Source organism: Chloroflexus sp. (genome assembly GCF_056331925.1).
The window spans coordinates 156436-173189 of record NZ_JBWGQH010000003.1 but is presented as its reverse complement, the minus strand read 5'-3'; the positions used below and the strand labels follow the sequence as shown (position 1 = coordinate 173189).

Genomic DNA, 16754 nt, shown 5'->3' with positions numbered 1-16754 from the left:
ATACGCTGGGGAACGCTGGTCTTCCTGCCCGTTGACCGATACGAGAGGGGCTGTACGGTGAAAATCGGTAAAGCCATCGATAAGCTACTCTACGAAGACGCTGACGCAGCGCTTGATCTGGCACCGAGTGAGGAGATCCTCTACGTTACCGGGCGCCATTGGCTCATCTTGATGGCGCGGCTGATCATTCCGTTAATCGGGATCGGTCTCTTCGGTGGCATTGCTTTTTATCGTGCGATTGGTGGTGGCTTTCTTGTCACCGATACCGGCGAACCAATCGGTTTTGATTTGTTCAATATCCTGTTGGTCCTGATTGAAGCGGTTTTGCTGCTCTTCTGGGTCGCACTATGGGTGCGCGGTGGCAAAGACCCAAATCCGGGGCGAGTGTTGTTGGCCGCGAATCTGGCTGTGCTCGCTCTGATCTATTTTCGCTATAACGGTGGACGCATTTTCTATATCGATCCCGGACGGTTCTTCGGGCAAGCTTTCGATCCGCTCAATCTGGTGTTCATCAGTCTAGCTATCGTCAGTCTCTTCTCCATCTTCCTTATCGTCTACGATTGGCTCAACGATGAACTGATCCTCACCAACCGCCGGGTCGTGTACGATAATGATCAGGTCTTTATTCCGCGCTTGATTGAACGGCGGGTACAGGAGCAAATCTTTATCGAAGAGATTCAAGACGTGGTTGCAACCACGAAGACCTACTTGCAACACTGGTTCCAATACGGCACTATCACGATTAAGTCGGCACGGATCGGCGGCAATATTGTATTCCACGGCGCGCGTAATCCGAAAGAGATGCAGCGCCGTATTATGGCACAGGTGAACGAAAACCGACGCAAACGTACCGAGACCGATCTCGAAAAGATGGTCGAAGCGCGGGTCTACAATGAACCACCACCGAAAGTCAAACGACCGTTACCGCCGGTCAAACCTCGGTGGGATTGGTTGAGTTGGCTGCTACCCGCCAACCCTGAAGTCAATGCGGAAAAAGAGACGGTCATTTGGCGCAAGCACTGGGTTTTTCTCTTGCGCGGATTATTCCCGCCTTTCGCCATGCTCTTTGTCGGATGGATAATCGTGGTGCTTCTTGGTAGTTGGGGGCTCCTACCGACGGTATGGATGACGGTGCTGATCGGTGCGCTACTGATCGCCTTTGTGCTGTGGTCGCTGTGGGAAGTAGAAGATTATCGCAACGATATTTACATCTTGACACCAACGAACATTATTGATGTTGAAAAGAAGCCGCTTGGTCCTGAAGATCGGCGTACCGCCAGTCTTGGGGCAATTACCAACGTCTCATTTGAGACGACCTTTATTAGTAACTTGCTGGGTTATGGTAATGTGGTAGTCGAAACGGCGGGCGGCGGTGGCAAGTTCACCTTCAACCACGTGCCAAACCCACGTGACGTAGTGGCGATGGTCAATGAATACTACGTGATGTTTAAGCGCTCTGAGAAAGAACGTTCACTCAACGACATGCTTGAATTGCTCCGCCATTACCATTTGGCTCAGCAACGGCACCACGAACTCCTCCCGATGAATGGCACTGGGGCGAACGAACCTACACCGGCTACGCAATCTCTTGCCGGGGCACCACCAACAACGGCAGCAACGGTATTGGCACCCGCCGTTTCTCCCGTGCAAACCGCGGCAACGATGCCGGTTTCCACCGAACAGCAGTTACACCCGGCAACAGACCCCAATCTGGCCGTGACCCAGACGGCAACCGACTCTGTACATTCTGTTCGTCCTGGAAAAGAGCAGTCATCAGCATGAGAGCACGCCTGTACCTCATAGTTATACTGGTACTCACGTTGGTACCAATCAGCACGGCTGCCCAACAATCATCGCCAATTAGCATCACCGTACAGGTAGGACTTGACGGCGAGGGAAGTTTTCGTCCCAAATACTGGATACCGGTCTTCGTAACGCTTGCCAATGACGGGCCAGACCAGCAGATCAAGCTCGAATGGCGAGACCAGAGCACAGGGTCTTTCACCCAAAGCTATGTGCTTGATCTACCCGGCGGTGCGCGCAAGCAGATCGTGTTACCGGTTATCCAAACCTCTCGTAGCGCAATCTTGACTGCGACGGCAAACGGCGTACAGGTGTTTCGCGAGCGGGTTTTCCTCAAGCAACTGCCTGATGATCAGATAGCAATCGGCTTGCTAAGTACCGATCCCACTGTGTTGAGTAGCTTGACGATTGCCGATTTCGGAACAACCCGCGGCGCCACGATTATCCCGCTGACACCGGCGTTGATGGTCGATGACCCACTGCTACTGACGGCAATTGATGTGATCGCCGTGCGTGAACTCACCGCCGAACTGCGTCCAGAACAGCGGGAGGCTCTGATCACATGGGTGCAACAGGGCGGCACCTTACTGATAGGCGGTGGAGCAGTCGGCGAAACGGCCATCCGTACCTTTGCCGATGTGCTCCCAGTCACCGTTGGGCCGCTCCAGGGGAATTGGCCGGTCAACGCTTTGGAACAACTTATCGGTTTGAGTGGGTTAAGCAACAGCGTCCCCCAACTTACGGCACATACCGTCACGTTACGGGCAAATGCCTATGCACTGACCAATGATACGCTGATTAGCCAGATGGAGCTAGGAGTGGGAAAAATCATCTTCGCCGCGTTCGATCTTGCCACATTGCGGGCCTGGCCGGGTGAGGCCAAACTGTGGGCGAAGGTTCTCGCGTTCCAACCCCGAATTGACATCGGGGCAACGTTCCGTTTTAGTTTTAACGATCTGTTACAAAGTAGTTTGAATCAACCACTGTTTGAGCTACCATCAACGACGGTGATGCTCGGCCTTATCAGCTTGTACATTATCGTGATCGGGCCACTTCACTTCTTCATTTTACGTCAACTACGTCGGCTTGAATGGGCATGGCTGACCACACCACTGCTGATCGTTATCTTTCTGCTCGGCACTTATGGCATGAGCTTCGCCCTTCGTGGTACCCAAACGCAGATCGTTCAACTCACCATTGTACAAACCGCGGCTGAAAGTGAGACGGCCATCACGACAACATTTGCCGGCATCTTTTCCCCTCAACGGGAACGTTATACGCTGACCATCCCCAATACGACCTTCGTCACCCCAATGCGTACCGATGTCGGGCAGGTCGAGACACAACGCGACGACAACGCAGTGACCATCCCCGATCTTCAACTCGATGCGTCAGCATTTCAGACATGGATCGCCGAGGAAGGAGGCCCCAATCCGGTACAGATCGGTGCGCAAATCACGCGCGAGGGCCAGGCTTGGAATGGAAGTGTAACCAATATCGGCAAATTCCCACTCCGCGATGTTATGGTGGTCTGGCAGAACAATATGCAGTGGATCGGCGACTTGCCACCCGGCGCTGAGGCAACGATCTCGCTCAACTCCAATCAAGGTAATTTCCTGCGCGAATTCATCCCCAACGATCAGCATAGTTTGCTGAACCACACGTTTGTGCTAGAGAACTTGTTTTGGTATGGTCAGACAACGAACCGATTTATACCACCTGACGAACTACCTAGCATGCCCGGTACTAGTCTGTACTTGATCGGCTGGAGTGAGCAAGCCACACCGGTATTCCAGATCGACGGTGTCGAGACACGGACCCGTGGTGAGACGTTGTACATCGTAGCCCTACAGCAACGGTGATACTGATAGCGGTTGGTGGACAAACGTATGACGGCGATGGTTGAAACCAAAAATCTTACCCGCTACTACGGCGAACAACGAGCACTTAACCATCTCAATCTCCAGATACCGGTCGGGGCAGTGTACGGCTTTATCGGGCCTAACGGCGCCGGTAAGACCACCACGATGCGAATTCTCACGACTCTCTTGCAGCCATCGGGAGGGGAAGCGTGGGTAGCCGGACTATCGGTAACTCAGCAACGGGCCGAGGTACGACGTGTCGTTGGGTTCATGCCCGACTCGTTTGGCTTCTATAACAACATGACCGCTGCCGAATATCTCGACTTTTTTGCCGCCGCCTACCACGTACCACCGGCACGACGGCGAGCCTTGATCGATGATCTATTAGCACTGGTCGATCTCACCCATAAACGCGATAACGATGTTATGTCGCTTTCACGGGGGATGAAGCAGCGTCTCAGCCTTGCCCGTACCCTCATTCACGATCCATCACTCCTGATCCTCGATGAACCGGCTAGTGGTCTTGACCCACGCGCACGGGTGGAGTTGCGCGAATTGCTCCGCGAACTACGCCGGCTCGGCAAGACGATTATGATCAGCTCGCACATTCTCACCGAGCTGGCCGAGATGTGTACGCACATCGGTATTATCGAACGAGGCACATTACTGGCATCGGGCGATGTCGAAACGATCATGCGCTCATTGCGTCCGCATCGTACTTTTGCGATCCACGTCATTAGCGACATCGCAACCGCTGCCGAGATTGCCAGCACCGCCGATCATGTTCTGGCGGTACGTACTATCAATGACGACGGCCCACCCCGGATCGAAGTTGACATTGACGGCGATGATCATGCGGTGAGTGCATTGCTAGCACGCTTGGTGAGCAATGGCACTGCGATCATTCATTTCGCTGCCCAGACCGGCAATTTGGAAGAAATCTTCCTTAAAGTGACCGAGGGCATCGTAGGCTCATAGGCAGGCGTAGGATGAGCGGATCAACGTAGTACCTGCCTGCTCCAACGCGCCGCAGCACCGTCGTCGCATAAACGACCGGTCTACTCAACCTTTACCTCACGCAACCTGCTCTGCACCAACTCGATCAATTGTTGGGGAGTAACCCGCGGGAAATAATCGAAGTCGATCATGATTGCAGGCACATCATCGCACGCAGCCATACAATCTAGCTCAACAACCCGCAGTTTGCCAGGATGATCAGCACGCAGGCGGGCTAACGTTTGCCACAGATCAGGTCGGCTGCGGGCACAAAGCCGGCAGACGGTTAGTTCAATAGCGGCCATCGCCTGCCTTCCTTTCTTGATCCAGGCAGTGACTCGAAGGTGAGCACGGACAGCAACAACTCAGCGAGGCTCCGATTGAGTAAACGAGAACGTTCCGCATCGAATTGATCACGTAGCGTACCATCTAGCGATTACTGTCGGTTACTGCCGGTACCGCTCTTGGAGGGGAACGGGGAACACCAAGGGCGGCTTAACCGAGATGTCATTAACCTTTCAACATACATGCTGTGGAATGCAGTAGTCTTACTGCTGCAAGCCATACACAGACCATACTGCCGCAGGCTACAGTCCGCACACTCCACTAACACACTGCCGCTCACAGATACTTTATCAGGACACCATCAGATAATGCTGTGCAAACCGGCACAATGTATGTTCCTAGTGTACACTCTTTGTCAATAGATTGCAAATACAAAATTCTGCACACATCGGAATACAACCGAGCATAGCGTTCGGACGAAACCCTCAGCACAATGGAATTATCTGGCACCGGAGGAGTATGAGCGTAGAGGTGAACAACGGTTCACCTCCACATCTACATATCACCAACCCGCACCGATGGGAGAACTACCCCCAGTTACCGACCGTCGCCTCATCGCGAAGTTGGGCAAGCTTCACGGCCAGCCCGATATACGCGGCTGGGGAGAGCGCCTGCAACTCAGCACGCACAGCATCGCTCACCGGCAAGCTCGTGATAAAGCGAGCCAATTCTTCGGCGGTTAGTGCTCGTCCGCGCGTAAAATCTTTCAGCAACTCATAGGGTTGCGCAAACCCTTCACGGCGGAGAATAGTCTGGATCGCTTCGGCCAACACTTCAGGATGAGCTTCGAGATCGCGACGTAGCCGCGATCGGTCTACTGCTACCTTCGTGAGACCACGCAGCAACCGTTGATAGGCAAGGAGACAGTAGCCGAAGGCCAACCCAAGGTTACGCAAGACGGTACTATCGGACAAATCGCGTTGCAAGCGCGACACCGGCAACTTACGGCTAAACAGCTCGAGCAATGCACCGGCGACGGCGAGATTACCCTCAGCATTTTCAAAGTCAATTGGGTTCACCTTGTGCGGCATAGTGGAAGAACCAACTTCACCGGCATAGGTCGCCTGCACCAGATAGCCATCACTGATATAACGCCAGCAATCTTGGCTCAGGTCGGTCAGAATAGCACCAATCCGCTTGAACGCATCACACAGGGCGGCCAGGGTATCGTGTGGCTCAATCTGGGTGGTCAGCAAGATCGGCTCAAGTTCGAGCGAGCGAACAAAGGCCCGTGAAAACTTCAACCAGTCAACTTGCGGCAAGGCCGCGTGATGGGCAGCAAAGACACCACTGGCACCGTTCAACTTACCGGTGATTCGAATAGCCATCAGATCGGCGAGCGCCCGTCGTAACCGCATATAAAACACATTCATCTCTTTGCCGAACGTGGTTGGGGTGGCGGGCTGCCCATGGGTACGCGCCAGCATTGGCGTCGCTGCTTCTTCATCGGCCAATTGGCGTAACCGTTCGAGAATCGCCTCAAGCGCGGGCAACATCACCAACTCACGCGCCTCCTTGACCATCAGCGCGTAGGCTAAATTATTGACATCTTCGGAGGTAATTGCGAAATGGATCGCTTCCAGATGCGATGTTAGACCAAGTGCTGTTAGACGCTCGCGCAACCAATACTCAACCGCCTTGACATCGTGATTTACTCGCCGGTCCCATTCGGCAATCGCTAACGCATCATCGTCGCCGAACTGACGATACAACGCACGCAGGGCAGCCTGTTGTGAGAGGGCCAACGGGGGCACAAAACTGATCCCGCGAGCACGCGACAAAAAAATAAGATACTCAACCTCGACCCGGACCCGATACCGAAAGAGTGCTGCCTCGCTAAAAAAGCCGGCCAGTGCCGCCACATCAGGACGGTAACGGCCATCGAGCGGGCCGAGCGCAGCCAAGCGAGCCATATCGTTCGTCATGAAAGCCTCCACCGTATGCTTACATCACCGCTACGCAGCGTACCACAAAAGCTACCCACCGATTGCGGCACGCAAAAAAACGGGATATCTTCTGTGCAAGTCATTGACATTCCATGCTGAATCGGGTACGATGGTAATAAGAATTCTAAATATTTGTTGAACGAATAATTCATATCTCAACAATCTTTTTCCAACAAGGCAGCGTATGCACGAACACGATCCGCGCACTCATTATACCGGTGCAATTGATGACATCGTTCGCCAAATCACGTGGCAGAGCCAGAAGCAGTTATTGCAAACCCTCAGCCGGCCTGAGATCAATCTCACATTACCGCAGATGGTAACGCTCTTTGCTATTCGGGAAGCAGGGGTCTGCCGTATGAGTGATCTAGCCGAGATCACACAACAATCGGCGGGAACGCTCACCGGCATCGTGGATCGCCTGATTGCCGAACATCTCGTTGGGCGTGTGCGTGATGTTGAAGATCGGCGGGTCGTGCAAGTGATGTTGACACGGCAAGGCGAACAACGGCTAGCACTCGTCGAAGCTGCGCGTCGTGCCGATATGGAACGTATTCTGTTGCGCTTTAGTATTGAACAGTTACATCATCTCGAACAACTCCTCCAACTTCTGCTCGACGGAATTAATGAGTTAATCGGCGAGCGTGAACTCACCCGGCATACCAACGGTCAGATCGACATATCTTCAATCAGCCGCGATGCCTAGGCAACGCCGGCGCTATGGCTCCAACGTAGTGATTTGAGACACACCATGTGGAACCCCACAACCATCCCTTGTGGCTAGCACCGGCTGTGCAGATCATCGTTGATAATGGTTTGCCGGTGAAACTATTTGAAGTATCATATCGTCATATTGACGCCTTGCTTATCAAACGCATCCACTCACTCAAGAGTGCGTCAGAGAGGAGGGTTCTATGAGTGAATCGTTACGTCCACGTCGCCGGCCAAACCGTCTTGGTTGGGGCATTGGTATCCTGCTTGTCATCAGCGGATTGGTCGCCGGCTTTTTTTGGTTTAACCGCAATCCATCGTCGACCAACCCACGACTGAACTATGCACTCACCCGCCCACAGCGAGGCCCGATTAGTGCCGTTGTCAACGCAAGCGGTACCATCCAGCCACAACAAGTACTTGATTTGACATTTACCAGCAGTGGCCTGATCAGCGAGGTGCTGGTCAAGATTGGCGATACTGTCAGTGCCGGCCAGCCGTTAGCACGGCTCGACACCCGCGATCTGGAATTACGGGTTGAGCAATCGGCTGCCCAACTAGCGCAGGCGCAAGCCAACCTCGACCGGCTACGTGCCGGCCCGACCGAAGCCGATATCGCTGCCGCCGAGGCCCAATTGGCCCAGGTGCAAGCGCAGCTTCGGCAGACGATGGGGAATGTTACCGAACAAGATTTGGCCGCTGCGCGCGCCCAAGTTGAACAGGCCAGGGCAAACCTTGAACGGCTCCTGGGTGGACCAAAAGCCAGTGAGGTCATCCAGGCCCAAGCGCAAGTCGATCAAGCGATCGCCGCATTGCAATCACAACGCGATTCGTTGTCGGCGGCCAAGACGCGCGCCGAATCACAGTTATTTCAGGCCGCTAATACACTCCGCGACCGACAAGCGGAGTATAGCCGCATCTACAACGAAAATCGCGAACGCGAACAACAATTGGCGCGGTTCGGGCAATCGTTGCCCCAATCGGCGCTGGATAACGAGGCAGCAGCGCTACGTGCTGTGCAAAATGCTGAGGAGCAAATGCGTCAAGCGCAGGTCGCCTACGAGCAGGCAAAGCAAGCCGAGATCACCGGTATCGCTCAAGCCGAGGCACAGGTGCGCAGTGCGCAGGCTAACCTTGATCGGGTGCTGGCCGGGGCCGATCCCGATCAAATTGCGGCAGCACGTGCTCAGTCGGCACAAGCTGAAGCGAATCTGAACAAGTTACTCGGTGATCAACGGGCAGGCAGTTTGGCTGCCGCCCAAGCGGCTGTAGCGAGTGCTCAAGCCAATTTGCAACGGGTCAAAGCACCACCGAGCGATGCCGATCTGGCAAGTGCTGAAGCTCAAGTTGCCAACGCGCGGGCCAGTCTGGCCCAAGCCCAATTGGCCCTGGAACGCGCTACCCTGGTAGCACCGATCAACGGGGTGGTTGCCGAAGTAAATCTTGAAGTCGGTGAACTGTATAACGCCGCACGCCCGGCTATTGTCTTGGCCGATCTGAGCGGCTACTACGTCGATGTGACGGTTGATGAGATTGATGTCGCGCAGATCGCGGTCGGTCAACAGGTGATCTTGACCCTCGACGCCCTCCCCAATCTTGAGTTGCAGGGAACGGTGGCGCGGATTAATCCACTCTCAACCGTTCAATCGGGAGTGACAGCATATACCGTCCGCATCGTGACCAACGATCCACCGGCGGCAGTGCGACCGGGTATGTCGGCCAGTGCCGATATTATTGTAGCGGAGAAGAGTGAGGCATTGGTTGTGCCGCGACGCGCGATCCGTGCAGAACGCGGTCAATTCTTCGTCGATGTGACTGCTGATCCGGGGCTGTGTGCGGTCGATATTGCTCAACGGCCGTTGCAACCGGTTACGCAAGCAATTGCTGTGCAGCTTGGCCTCAGCAACGAGCAGATTATCGAGGTCACTTCTGGGAATCTCGATGAAAATAGTTGTATCTATGTACCCGGCATCGATGCCCGCTTTAATTTCTTTAGTGGAGGACCACCGCCGGGGGTGCGGAATCGCTAATGAACCTCTCTGTCAGGGAACCACTGGGAGACCGCAAGAACAGGAACGCGAAGCCGCAAAGGGCGCGAAGAAGTGTATAGGGTGGAAAGCAAGTATTATGAACATCCTTGAAGCAATTCGGATCGCGCTGAACAGTTTGTTGGCGAACAAGCTGCGGTCCATTTTGACGATGCTCGGCATCATCATCGGGGTTGGTGCAGTTATTGCGCTGCTCGCGTTGGGCGGTGCAATTCAAACACTCGTCACCAGTGAGCTACAAGGGCTGGGAAGTAACCTAGTTTTCCTGTTTCCTGGCACCAATGATCCCGAAAACGACCGTCGCGTCCCGCCACGCCTAACGAACGAGGACGTGGCAGCGATTGCCGATCCACTCAACGTACCGGCAGTTGCCGCCGTTTGCGCTGAATACAGCCGACGAGCGTTAACAACTTACGGTGGCCTGAGCTACAACGCTCTGATTGCCGGGGTAAGCCCGACCTATCCCCAAGTCCGTAATGCGCAAGTAGCGCAAGGTATTTTCTTCGACACACGGGCGGTCGAGCTACGATCACGGGAAGCGGTCCTCGGTCATCGGGTTGCCCAAAGACTCTTTCCCAACGGTGAAGACCCGCTTGGGAAACGGATTCGCATCAACGGGATCGGCTTTCAAGTCATCGGGGTGATGGCCGAGCGCGGTGGTAGTTTTGCCTCGAATGAAGACGATCAGATTTTTGTCCCGATTACGACCGCCCAAGAACGCCTCTTCCCACCCGGCCAAAATACTACCCGCCGCGTTGAGGTATCGGTCGTTTATCTTCAAGCTCGCAATGAGAACAGCATCGATCCTCTGATCGATCAAGTGACGGCGGTTCTCCGTCAACGCAACGGTCTAACGTACCAGGACAACAATTTCACGATCATCACCCAACAAGATCTGGTCAGTTCATTTGCCACGATCACCGGCGCCATTACCATCTTTCTCGGCGCAATTGCCGCGATCTCGTTGGTGGTGGGGGGGATCGGGATCATGAACATTATGTTGGTGAGCGTCACCGAGCGCACCCGTGAAATCGGGTTACGCAAAGCGGTTGGCGCACGGCGCAACGACATCCGCTTACAATTTCTCGTGGAGGCAACGGTGCTCAGTCTCCTGGGTGGGCTGCTCGGCATTGGGCTTGGTTATATAGTCTCGGCTATCGGTACGGCTCTTCTCGCCAATTTTTCACCCAATGCCCGCGCCGAAGTCAGCCTCAACGCCATTCTGCTTGCAACACTCACCTCAATCGCCGTCGGTATCTTCTTCGGCCTCTACCCGGCGGATCGGGCAGCGCGGCTTGATCCGATTGCAGCGTTGCGGTACGAGTAGTGACGCACATGCTATACTGGTGGCGTAGATAATGGCCGTATAGTTCATAAGACTAGGTAATGTGGTGCGCATTCGGTCGTTATCTACGCGCTAGTATCCGTGTTGCACCACCAATACTGCGAGCATGCATATCCTCATTACCGGCTCATCAGGCATGATCGGCACTAATCTCGGCCTACGCTTGCTCGAGGCCGGTCATCAGGTGTTTGGAATTGACAGGCGTGTGAACCCATGGACTGATCGCATCCCCACCCTATTACAAGATCTCTCAATACCACAGCGTGATTTTCGGTCCGGTATTGGCGGAGCACCATACCCCCCATCCGATTTGGTTGTCCATCTCGCCGCCAACGCTAAAGTGCATGATTTGGTCAACGAACCGTACCGCGCCCTGGAAAATATCAATATCACGTATAACGTCCTCGAATATTGTCGCACCCACGATCTACCGCTCATCTTTGCCTCATCGCGTGAGGTTTACGGTGATATTCACCGTTACATCACCGAAGAGACGCGGGCCGATTTTAGCTTCACTGAAAGCCCGTACTCGGCCTCGAAAATAGCCGGTGAGGCGTTGATCTATGCGTATGCCCGTTGCTATGGGCTGCGCTACATCATTTTTCGCTTCTCAAACGTCTACGGTCGCTATGACAATGATCTATCGCGCATGGAGCGGGTTATTCCACTGTTTATTCACCGTATCAGACGGGGTGAACCGGTAACCGTCTATGGTGGTGATAAAGTGCTCGATTTTACCTACATCGACGATTGCATTGATGGAATTATGCGGGGAATTGTTCGTTTAATCCATGGTGAGGTGGTCAACCGCACGATTAATTTGGCCTACGGTGAGGGGAATACGCTGATCCGGGCCGCCGAACTGATCGGCGTTGCTTTAGGCCGTCATCCTGACATTATCGTCCAACCAACCAAACGGGTCGGCGAAGTGAGTTATTACGTTGCCGACATCGGGCGGGCGCGCGAGTTACTGGGGTACGACCCGCAAGTACCTTTGGCCGAAGGCATCCGGCGCGCCGTTGCTTGGTCCCTGGAGTACAAACGGAATGACTGAACCACAGCGTGAACTGAGCCTTGGTGTGAATATCCATGTCATCCCTGCCGAACGGATAAAACGTTGGATGCGAGCAAGCGCGACATGGCTGGCATTACAAGAGCCGGAGCGGCTGTTTCCAGCATTGACGTATAGTTTCATCGAAGTACTGCCAGAGATACGAGCAGCCATTCTCTGGTTGGTGAGTGCAAGTAGTTTACAACCGGTCGCCCAAGCAGGTTTAACCATGCCGGCTGTCTTGGCTGAGCAGTGGCTAAAGATCAAACTGCGACCGGGTGAAGGGGTGGCCGGTTTGGCGTGGCAGCGGGAGACTATCGTCCAGCAACATGGCGAGCATGGCTATCGTGAATTACAAGGATTGGCGCCACCATACGTGCAGGTTATCTTTCAGGCAATGAGCGACCTGTTGCCGCGGAGTCTGACCGTTACTGCGACGCCATTGCGTGCCGGTCACATGCTGGTTGGGGTCTTGGAATTGATCGGTAGCGATGCGAAAGCGCTCGATGTTGAGTCGAACGATCTCGAGTCGAACGATCTCGATATGATCGGCAGCATTGTGGCCGCAGCGATTCGCAATGCCCAGTTGTACGATGAGATTCGACGGAGCAACCGGCGGCTCAAGGCGTTCGATGCGGTGGTGACTTCGATTAGTACGGCTGCCGACCTGCCCGATCTCGTGCAAAGTGTGCTGACGGTGGTGCTCGAACTCACTCCGGCTCGTAGCGGCGCACTCTTGATTTTCGATCCGGCCCAAGAGCGCCTCCAGCTTAGTGCGTGGCGTAACCTTGATCGAGCGGTCTTGAGCAGTTTCGATCAAGTGCCGGTCGATACTAGTCCGTGCGCCGAGGTGGTACGTTATGGACAACCAGCGTTCCGTCCGCTGTTGAGTGAGCGCGGCGAAGAGGCGTTGCTCGCAGCCGGTATGGTAGAGGCCGCCTATTTACCACTCTTGGCGGGTGGTACGGTTACCGGAGTGCTGGCCCTGTTTGGCGAAGTCAATCTCAACCGTTCGCTCGATAAGGATATGCTGATGCCGATCTGTAATCAGGTTGGTTTTGCCATCGCGAACGTGCGCCTTTACGAAGATAGCCAGCGCGAACGACGTAAGCTGCACACTGTGGTGGAATCGATTGCTGAAGGGGTCTTGCTCTGTGATCGGCATGGACGGTTGACGCTCGCCAATCAAGCAGCGCAAGAACTGATTGATGAGGCAGTGCTGAGTTTCGAGACACCATTAGCTTCAATCCCTGAACTATACGATCTCCGCGATCTCGACGGCAATCCGCTCACGCCGGACGATTTGCCGTTTACGCGCGCGCTGCGCGGTGATACCTTCTACGACTACCGGCTGATGCGGCGGAAACCCGATGGGAGCGAACGATTTTTCAGCTTTACCGGTGCACCTGCCATTAATGAACAAGGTGAAGTTGAAGGGGCGGTGATCACGTTACGCGATATTACGGCTAACCAGAAGGTGCAACGAGCCAAAGACGAATTTCTGGCCGTGGCTGCCCACGAACTCCGTAGTCCGCTGGCGGCCGTTCGGAGTTACGCCGATCTGTTGCTACGGCGTGAACAGCAACGCGAAGGCGATGCCCGTGATCTTCACGGCTTGACGATTCTGACTCAGCAAGTGTCCCATATGTTACGACTGGTTGACAATTTGCTCGATGTCTCTCGTCTAGATGCCGGTCAATTCGATCTGCAATATCAGACGGTGAACCTCGTGACGCTTGCGCAGCAAGTCATCGATCAGCAACGACCAAGCGCCAACAACCGAGAATTGTTGCTCGAGACTGAGGCGCCAGAATTGTGGATCTCGTGTGATGCAATGCGCATCCGACAAGTGTTGACTAATCTCCTGAACAATGCAATTAAGTACAGCCCAGCCGGTAGCGTGGTCAGTGTGCGTGTCCGCAGTGCCTCGTTACCCGCGAACAATGCTCCAGCGGCGCTGATCAGTGTGAGCGATCAGGGACCGGGCATTCCGGCGAGTGAGCAAGAACGAGTCTTCCAACGCTATTATCGGTCGCCGGGTCGGCGCGGTGAAGGGCTGGGACTAGGGTTGTATCTTAGTCGGGAGATTGTGCAGTTGCATGGTGGGCAGATTTGGATCGAGAGCCATGAAGGGCAGGGAAGTACGTTTATGGTGCTCTTACCGATTGAGCGGCCGCAAGGGTAAAACCTTAGCGAGTAAAGCGGAGCGCACAGAACAGGGTTGCAGATTGCAATTTTAGAGTTGTTAACTGCGTTTTTTAACAGAACTACGATCATACCGAAGCCGACTGTACAGAACGGGGAGAATCACCTGTGCCGATCCACAAAAAGCCGTTTCTCGCCGCGTTACCACCGGCCCCCCCGCCGCGCCTTGCTGCCGACGGTCCACCACCGATCCGCATGGCAGCCAACGAAAACCCATTGGGTCCATCACCACGCGCGGTCGCAGCAGTACAAGCCGCTATCAATGAAATTCACCGCTATCCCGATGCCGGCGGTGCCGCTCTGCGCTATGCCCTGGCAACACGTAACGACTTGTCGCCCGAACATGTGATGTTGGGTAACGGCTCTGATGAACTCATTATGTTGATTTGCCACGCGATGCTGAGTGAGGGCGACGAAGCGGTATTGGCGCAGGGTTCATTTGTCAGCTATGCACGACGCATCCAGACGCAAGGAGCTATTGCCCGCCAAATCCCGTTACGTGAGATGACCCATGATCTACCGGCGATGGCCGCAGCAATAACGCCACGCACCCGCCTGATCTTCGTCTGTAATCCTAACAACCCGACCGGCACGACCGTCGGTGCGGCTGAGATGGCAGCGTTTCTCGCCCAAGTGCCGGATGATGTGCTCGTGGTTGTTGATGAAGCCTACATTGAGTTTGTCACCCGCCCTGACTTTCCCGATCTGCTGCCCTTGATCCGCAACGGACGCGATAATCTGCTGCTGTTGCGCACCTTTGCCAAGATTCACGGCCTGGCCGGGTTACGTCTCGGCTATGCGTTTGGTACGCCCGATCTGATTGCCTACCTTGAACGAGCACGCCCGGTGTTCAATGTGAACGCATTGGCCCAGATTGCCGGCCTGGCTGCGCTCGACGATACCAACCATCTCACTCGTTCGTTAGCCCACGCCAATGCGAGCCGCACCCGGTTGACGAACGCCTTACGCGCGCTCGGTTTGACGGTCATCCCCGGTGAGACGAACTTCATCGCTGTCGCCGTCCACGACGATCAGGCAATTGCGGCAACACTGGCCCGACGCGGTGTACTGGTGACACCCTTAACCGGTTGGGGATTGCCGGGCTGGATCCGCATATCATTTGGGACAGAGGAAGAAAACGACGCCTGCATTGCCGCACTGCAAGCTGCTGTATCGGACAGCTAGGCTTGTAGTTGACTGCTCGCGCAGCAAAGGAGAAGATAATGAGTGAGTCGCAACAGCCAAAGGTGTGTTCTAACTGCGGACATCCACTCCTACCAACCGATCGTTTCTGCCCGAACTGCGGCACTCGTGTACCAGAAAAAGCCGCACCGCCGACTGTCGTACTCCCACCCGATCAGCCGCCTGCCACGCCGCCCACAACGGTTCTTCCGCCAAGTCGTCCGCCGACTGCACCACCAACCAGTCTGCCTCCTACACAGCCATCATCGATCCCGACACCAACACCGCCCGTTGTTCCACCGGTACAAAGTGCCGGCGCCCCACCTGATCCCTTTATGCCGCCGCCGACGTACCACCCACCGGTCAGCCAGCAACCGCCGTTCCAGATACCTGCTACCCCAAGTGTTTCCACTACGCAGCCGAACAGGGGCATAGCTTGGTTACTGGTAGGCGGGATTGGGTGTCTTCTACTGATCTTTGTCGGAGTGTGTGTCCTTGCGTTGGTAGCGTTCTCCACAATTGCGACAGACACAACAAGCGGCAGCACCACACCTGTGGCGGGAAATAGTCCGCCAACCAGTGGGAGTGGAACCGGCGGTTCGGTGGGCGAGGGGCAGATTCTGTTCCAAGACAATTTTGACAATCCGGTGTCGAGTGCGTTGCCCACGAGTGAAGACAACGACTCGCGTTATGCTTACGAACAGGGCCGCTATGTCATTGAGGTCAAACAACCAGAGCTACTCGTATGGTCACTGATTGATGGGACATACCGCAACGTCACGATTGAAGCGAGCTACATCACACCACGCAACACGTCAAACGTTGCCGCAGGTCTGATCTTTCATTACCAAGACGAAGACAACTTCTACCTGTTTAGCGTCTCGAACGATGGCTATTACGCTCTCGAGCTACTCCAAAACAACCAATGGACAACGCTGATCGACTGGACCAAGCATCAAGCCATCGACCCTGAACGTAACCGCATCAAAGTTGAATTACGCAACGATAAGATTGTGCTCTATGTGAATAATAAACAGATCGATCAGACGCGCGATCCGACGTTTACCGATGGTAACGTAGCACTGGCGGTCACCAGTTTTGATAAAGGTGGGGCGGTTGTCGGATTTGAAGAGATAACGATCAGTCAGCGATAAGATGACCGGTTGCCGATCCCCTCCTCGCCCAACGGGCAAGGAGGGGATCGTTTTGTCTTGTTAACGATGATCGTCACGGAGAAACTTGACAAACGGCGTTCGTTGT

Annotated in this window: 12 protein-coding genes; 10 read left to right on the top strand and 2 right to left on the bottom strand. The window is 54.7% G+C overall.

Annotated elements, in window-relative coordinates; all coding sequences use genetic code 11:
* The first annotated feature begins 57 nt into the window (after positions 1-57).
* From AC01ZF_RS02965 to AC01ZF_RS02955, 3 genes are read left to right on the top strand one after another with little or no spacing between them, the layout of a single operon-like run.
* Positions 58-1782 (top strand): PH domain-containing protein, encoded by a 1725-nt coding sequence (locus AC01ZF_RS02965; protein ID WP_424675501.1) that lies wholly within the window; start codon positions 58-60, stop codon positions 1780-1782.
* Positions 1779-3665, top strand: coding sequence for a hypothetical protein (locus AC01ZF_RS02960; protein WP_476575103.1), 1887 nt, complete (start codon positions 1779-1781; stop codon positions 3663-3665). The genes AC01ZF_RS02965 and AC01ZF_RS02960 overlap by 4 nt, the downstream gene beginning before the upstream one ends.
* Before the next feature lie 27 nt (positions 3666-3692).
* Positions 3693-4643, top strand: a complete 951-nt coding sequence (locus AC01ZF_RS02955) for an ABC transporter ATP-binding protein (protein WP_424675503.1) — start codon at positions 3693-3695, stop codon at positions 4641-4643.
* An 80-nt stretch (positions 4644-4723) separates the two neighbouring features.
* On the opposite strand, the gene AC01ZF_RS02950 is transcribed toward AC01ZF_RS02955, so the two are convergent.
* The gene (locus tag AC01ZF_RS02950) at positions 4724-4966 is read right to left on the bottom strand and encodes an NAD(P)H-dependent oxidoreductase subunit E (protein WP_424675504.1); all 243 of its coding nucleotides are present in this window, start codon (positions 4964-4966) and stop codon (positions 4724-4726) included.
* A 567-nt stretch (positions 4967-5533) separates the two neighbouring features.
* Positions 5534-6931 carry an adenylosuccinate lyase gene (gene purB, locus AC01ZF_RS02945; RefSeq protein ID WP_428112542.1) on the bottom strand — a complete coding sequence of 466 codons (1398 nt, stop codon included), beginning with the start codon at positions 6929-6931 and terminating at the stop codon, positions 5534-5536.
* Positions 6932-7136: 205 nt separating this feature from the next.
* Between purB and AC01ZF_RS02940 the strand changes: the two genes are divergently transcribed.
* The 7 genes from AC01ZF_RS02940 (at position 7137) to AC01ZF_RS02910 (ending at position 16648) form a co-directional block, all read left to right on the top strand.
* The gene (locus tag AC01ZF_RS02940; RefSeq protein ID WP_424675506.1) at positions 7137-7658 is read left to right on the top strand and encodes a MarR family winged helix-turn-helix transcriptional regulator; all 522 of its coding nucleotides are present in this window, start codon (positions 7137-7139) and stop codon (positions 7656-7658) included.
* Between the two features lie 208 nt (positions 7659-7866).
* Complete coding sequence (locus AC01ZF_RS02935; RefSeq protein WP_424675507.1) at positions 7867-9693, top strand: efflux RND transporter periplasmic adaptor subunit; 1827 nt, start codon at positions 7867-7869, stop codon at positions 9691-9693.
* A gap of 97 nt (positions 9694-9790) precedes the next feature.
* Positions 9791-11038 (top strand): ABC transporter permease, encoded by a 1248-nt coding sequence (locus AC01ZF_RS02930; protein ID WP_424675508.1) that lies wholly within the window; start codon positions 9791-9793, stop codon positions 11036-11038.
* 124 nt (positions 11039-11162) lie between these two features.
* On the top strand, positions 11163-12110 hold the full coding sequence (locus tag AC01ZF_RS02925) for an NAD-dependent epimerase/dehydratase family protein (RefSeq protein ID WP_424675509.1): 948 nt from the start codon (positions 11163-11165) through the stop codon (positions 12108-12110).
* A complete protein-coding gene (locus AC01ZF_RS02920; RefSeq protein ID WP_424675510.1) occupies positions 12103-14292 on the top strand; it encodes an ATP-binding protein in 2190 nt (729 codons plus the stop codon). Before AC01ZF_RS02925 ends, AC01ZF_RS02920 begins: the two co-directional genes overlap by 8 nt.
* 128 nt (positions 14293-14420) lie before the next feature.
* Positions 14421-15497: a histidinol-phosphate transaminase gene (gene hisC / locus AC01ZF_RS02915; protein WP_428112538.1), complete on the top strand. Its 1077-nt coding sequence runs from the start codon at positions 14421-14423 to the stop codon at positions 15495-15497.
* Between the two features lie 38 nt (positions 15498-15535).
* Positions 15536-16648 carry a zinc ribbon domain-containing protein gene (locus AC01ZF_RS02910; protein ID WP_424675513.1) on the top strand — a complete coding sequence of 371 codons (1113 nt, stop codon included), beginning with the start codon at positions 15536-15538 and terminating at the stop codon, positions 16646-16648.
* Positions 16649-16754 lie beyond the last annotated feature (106 nt).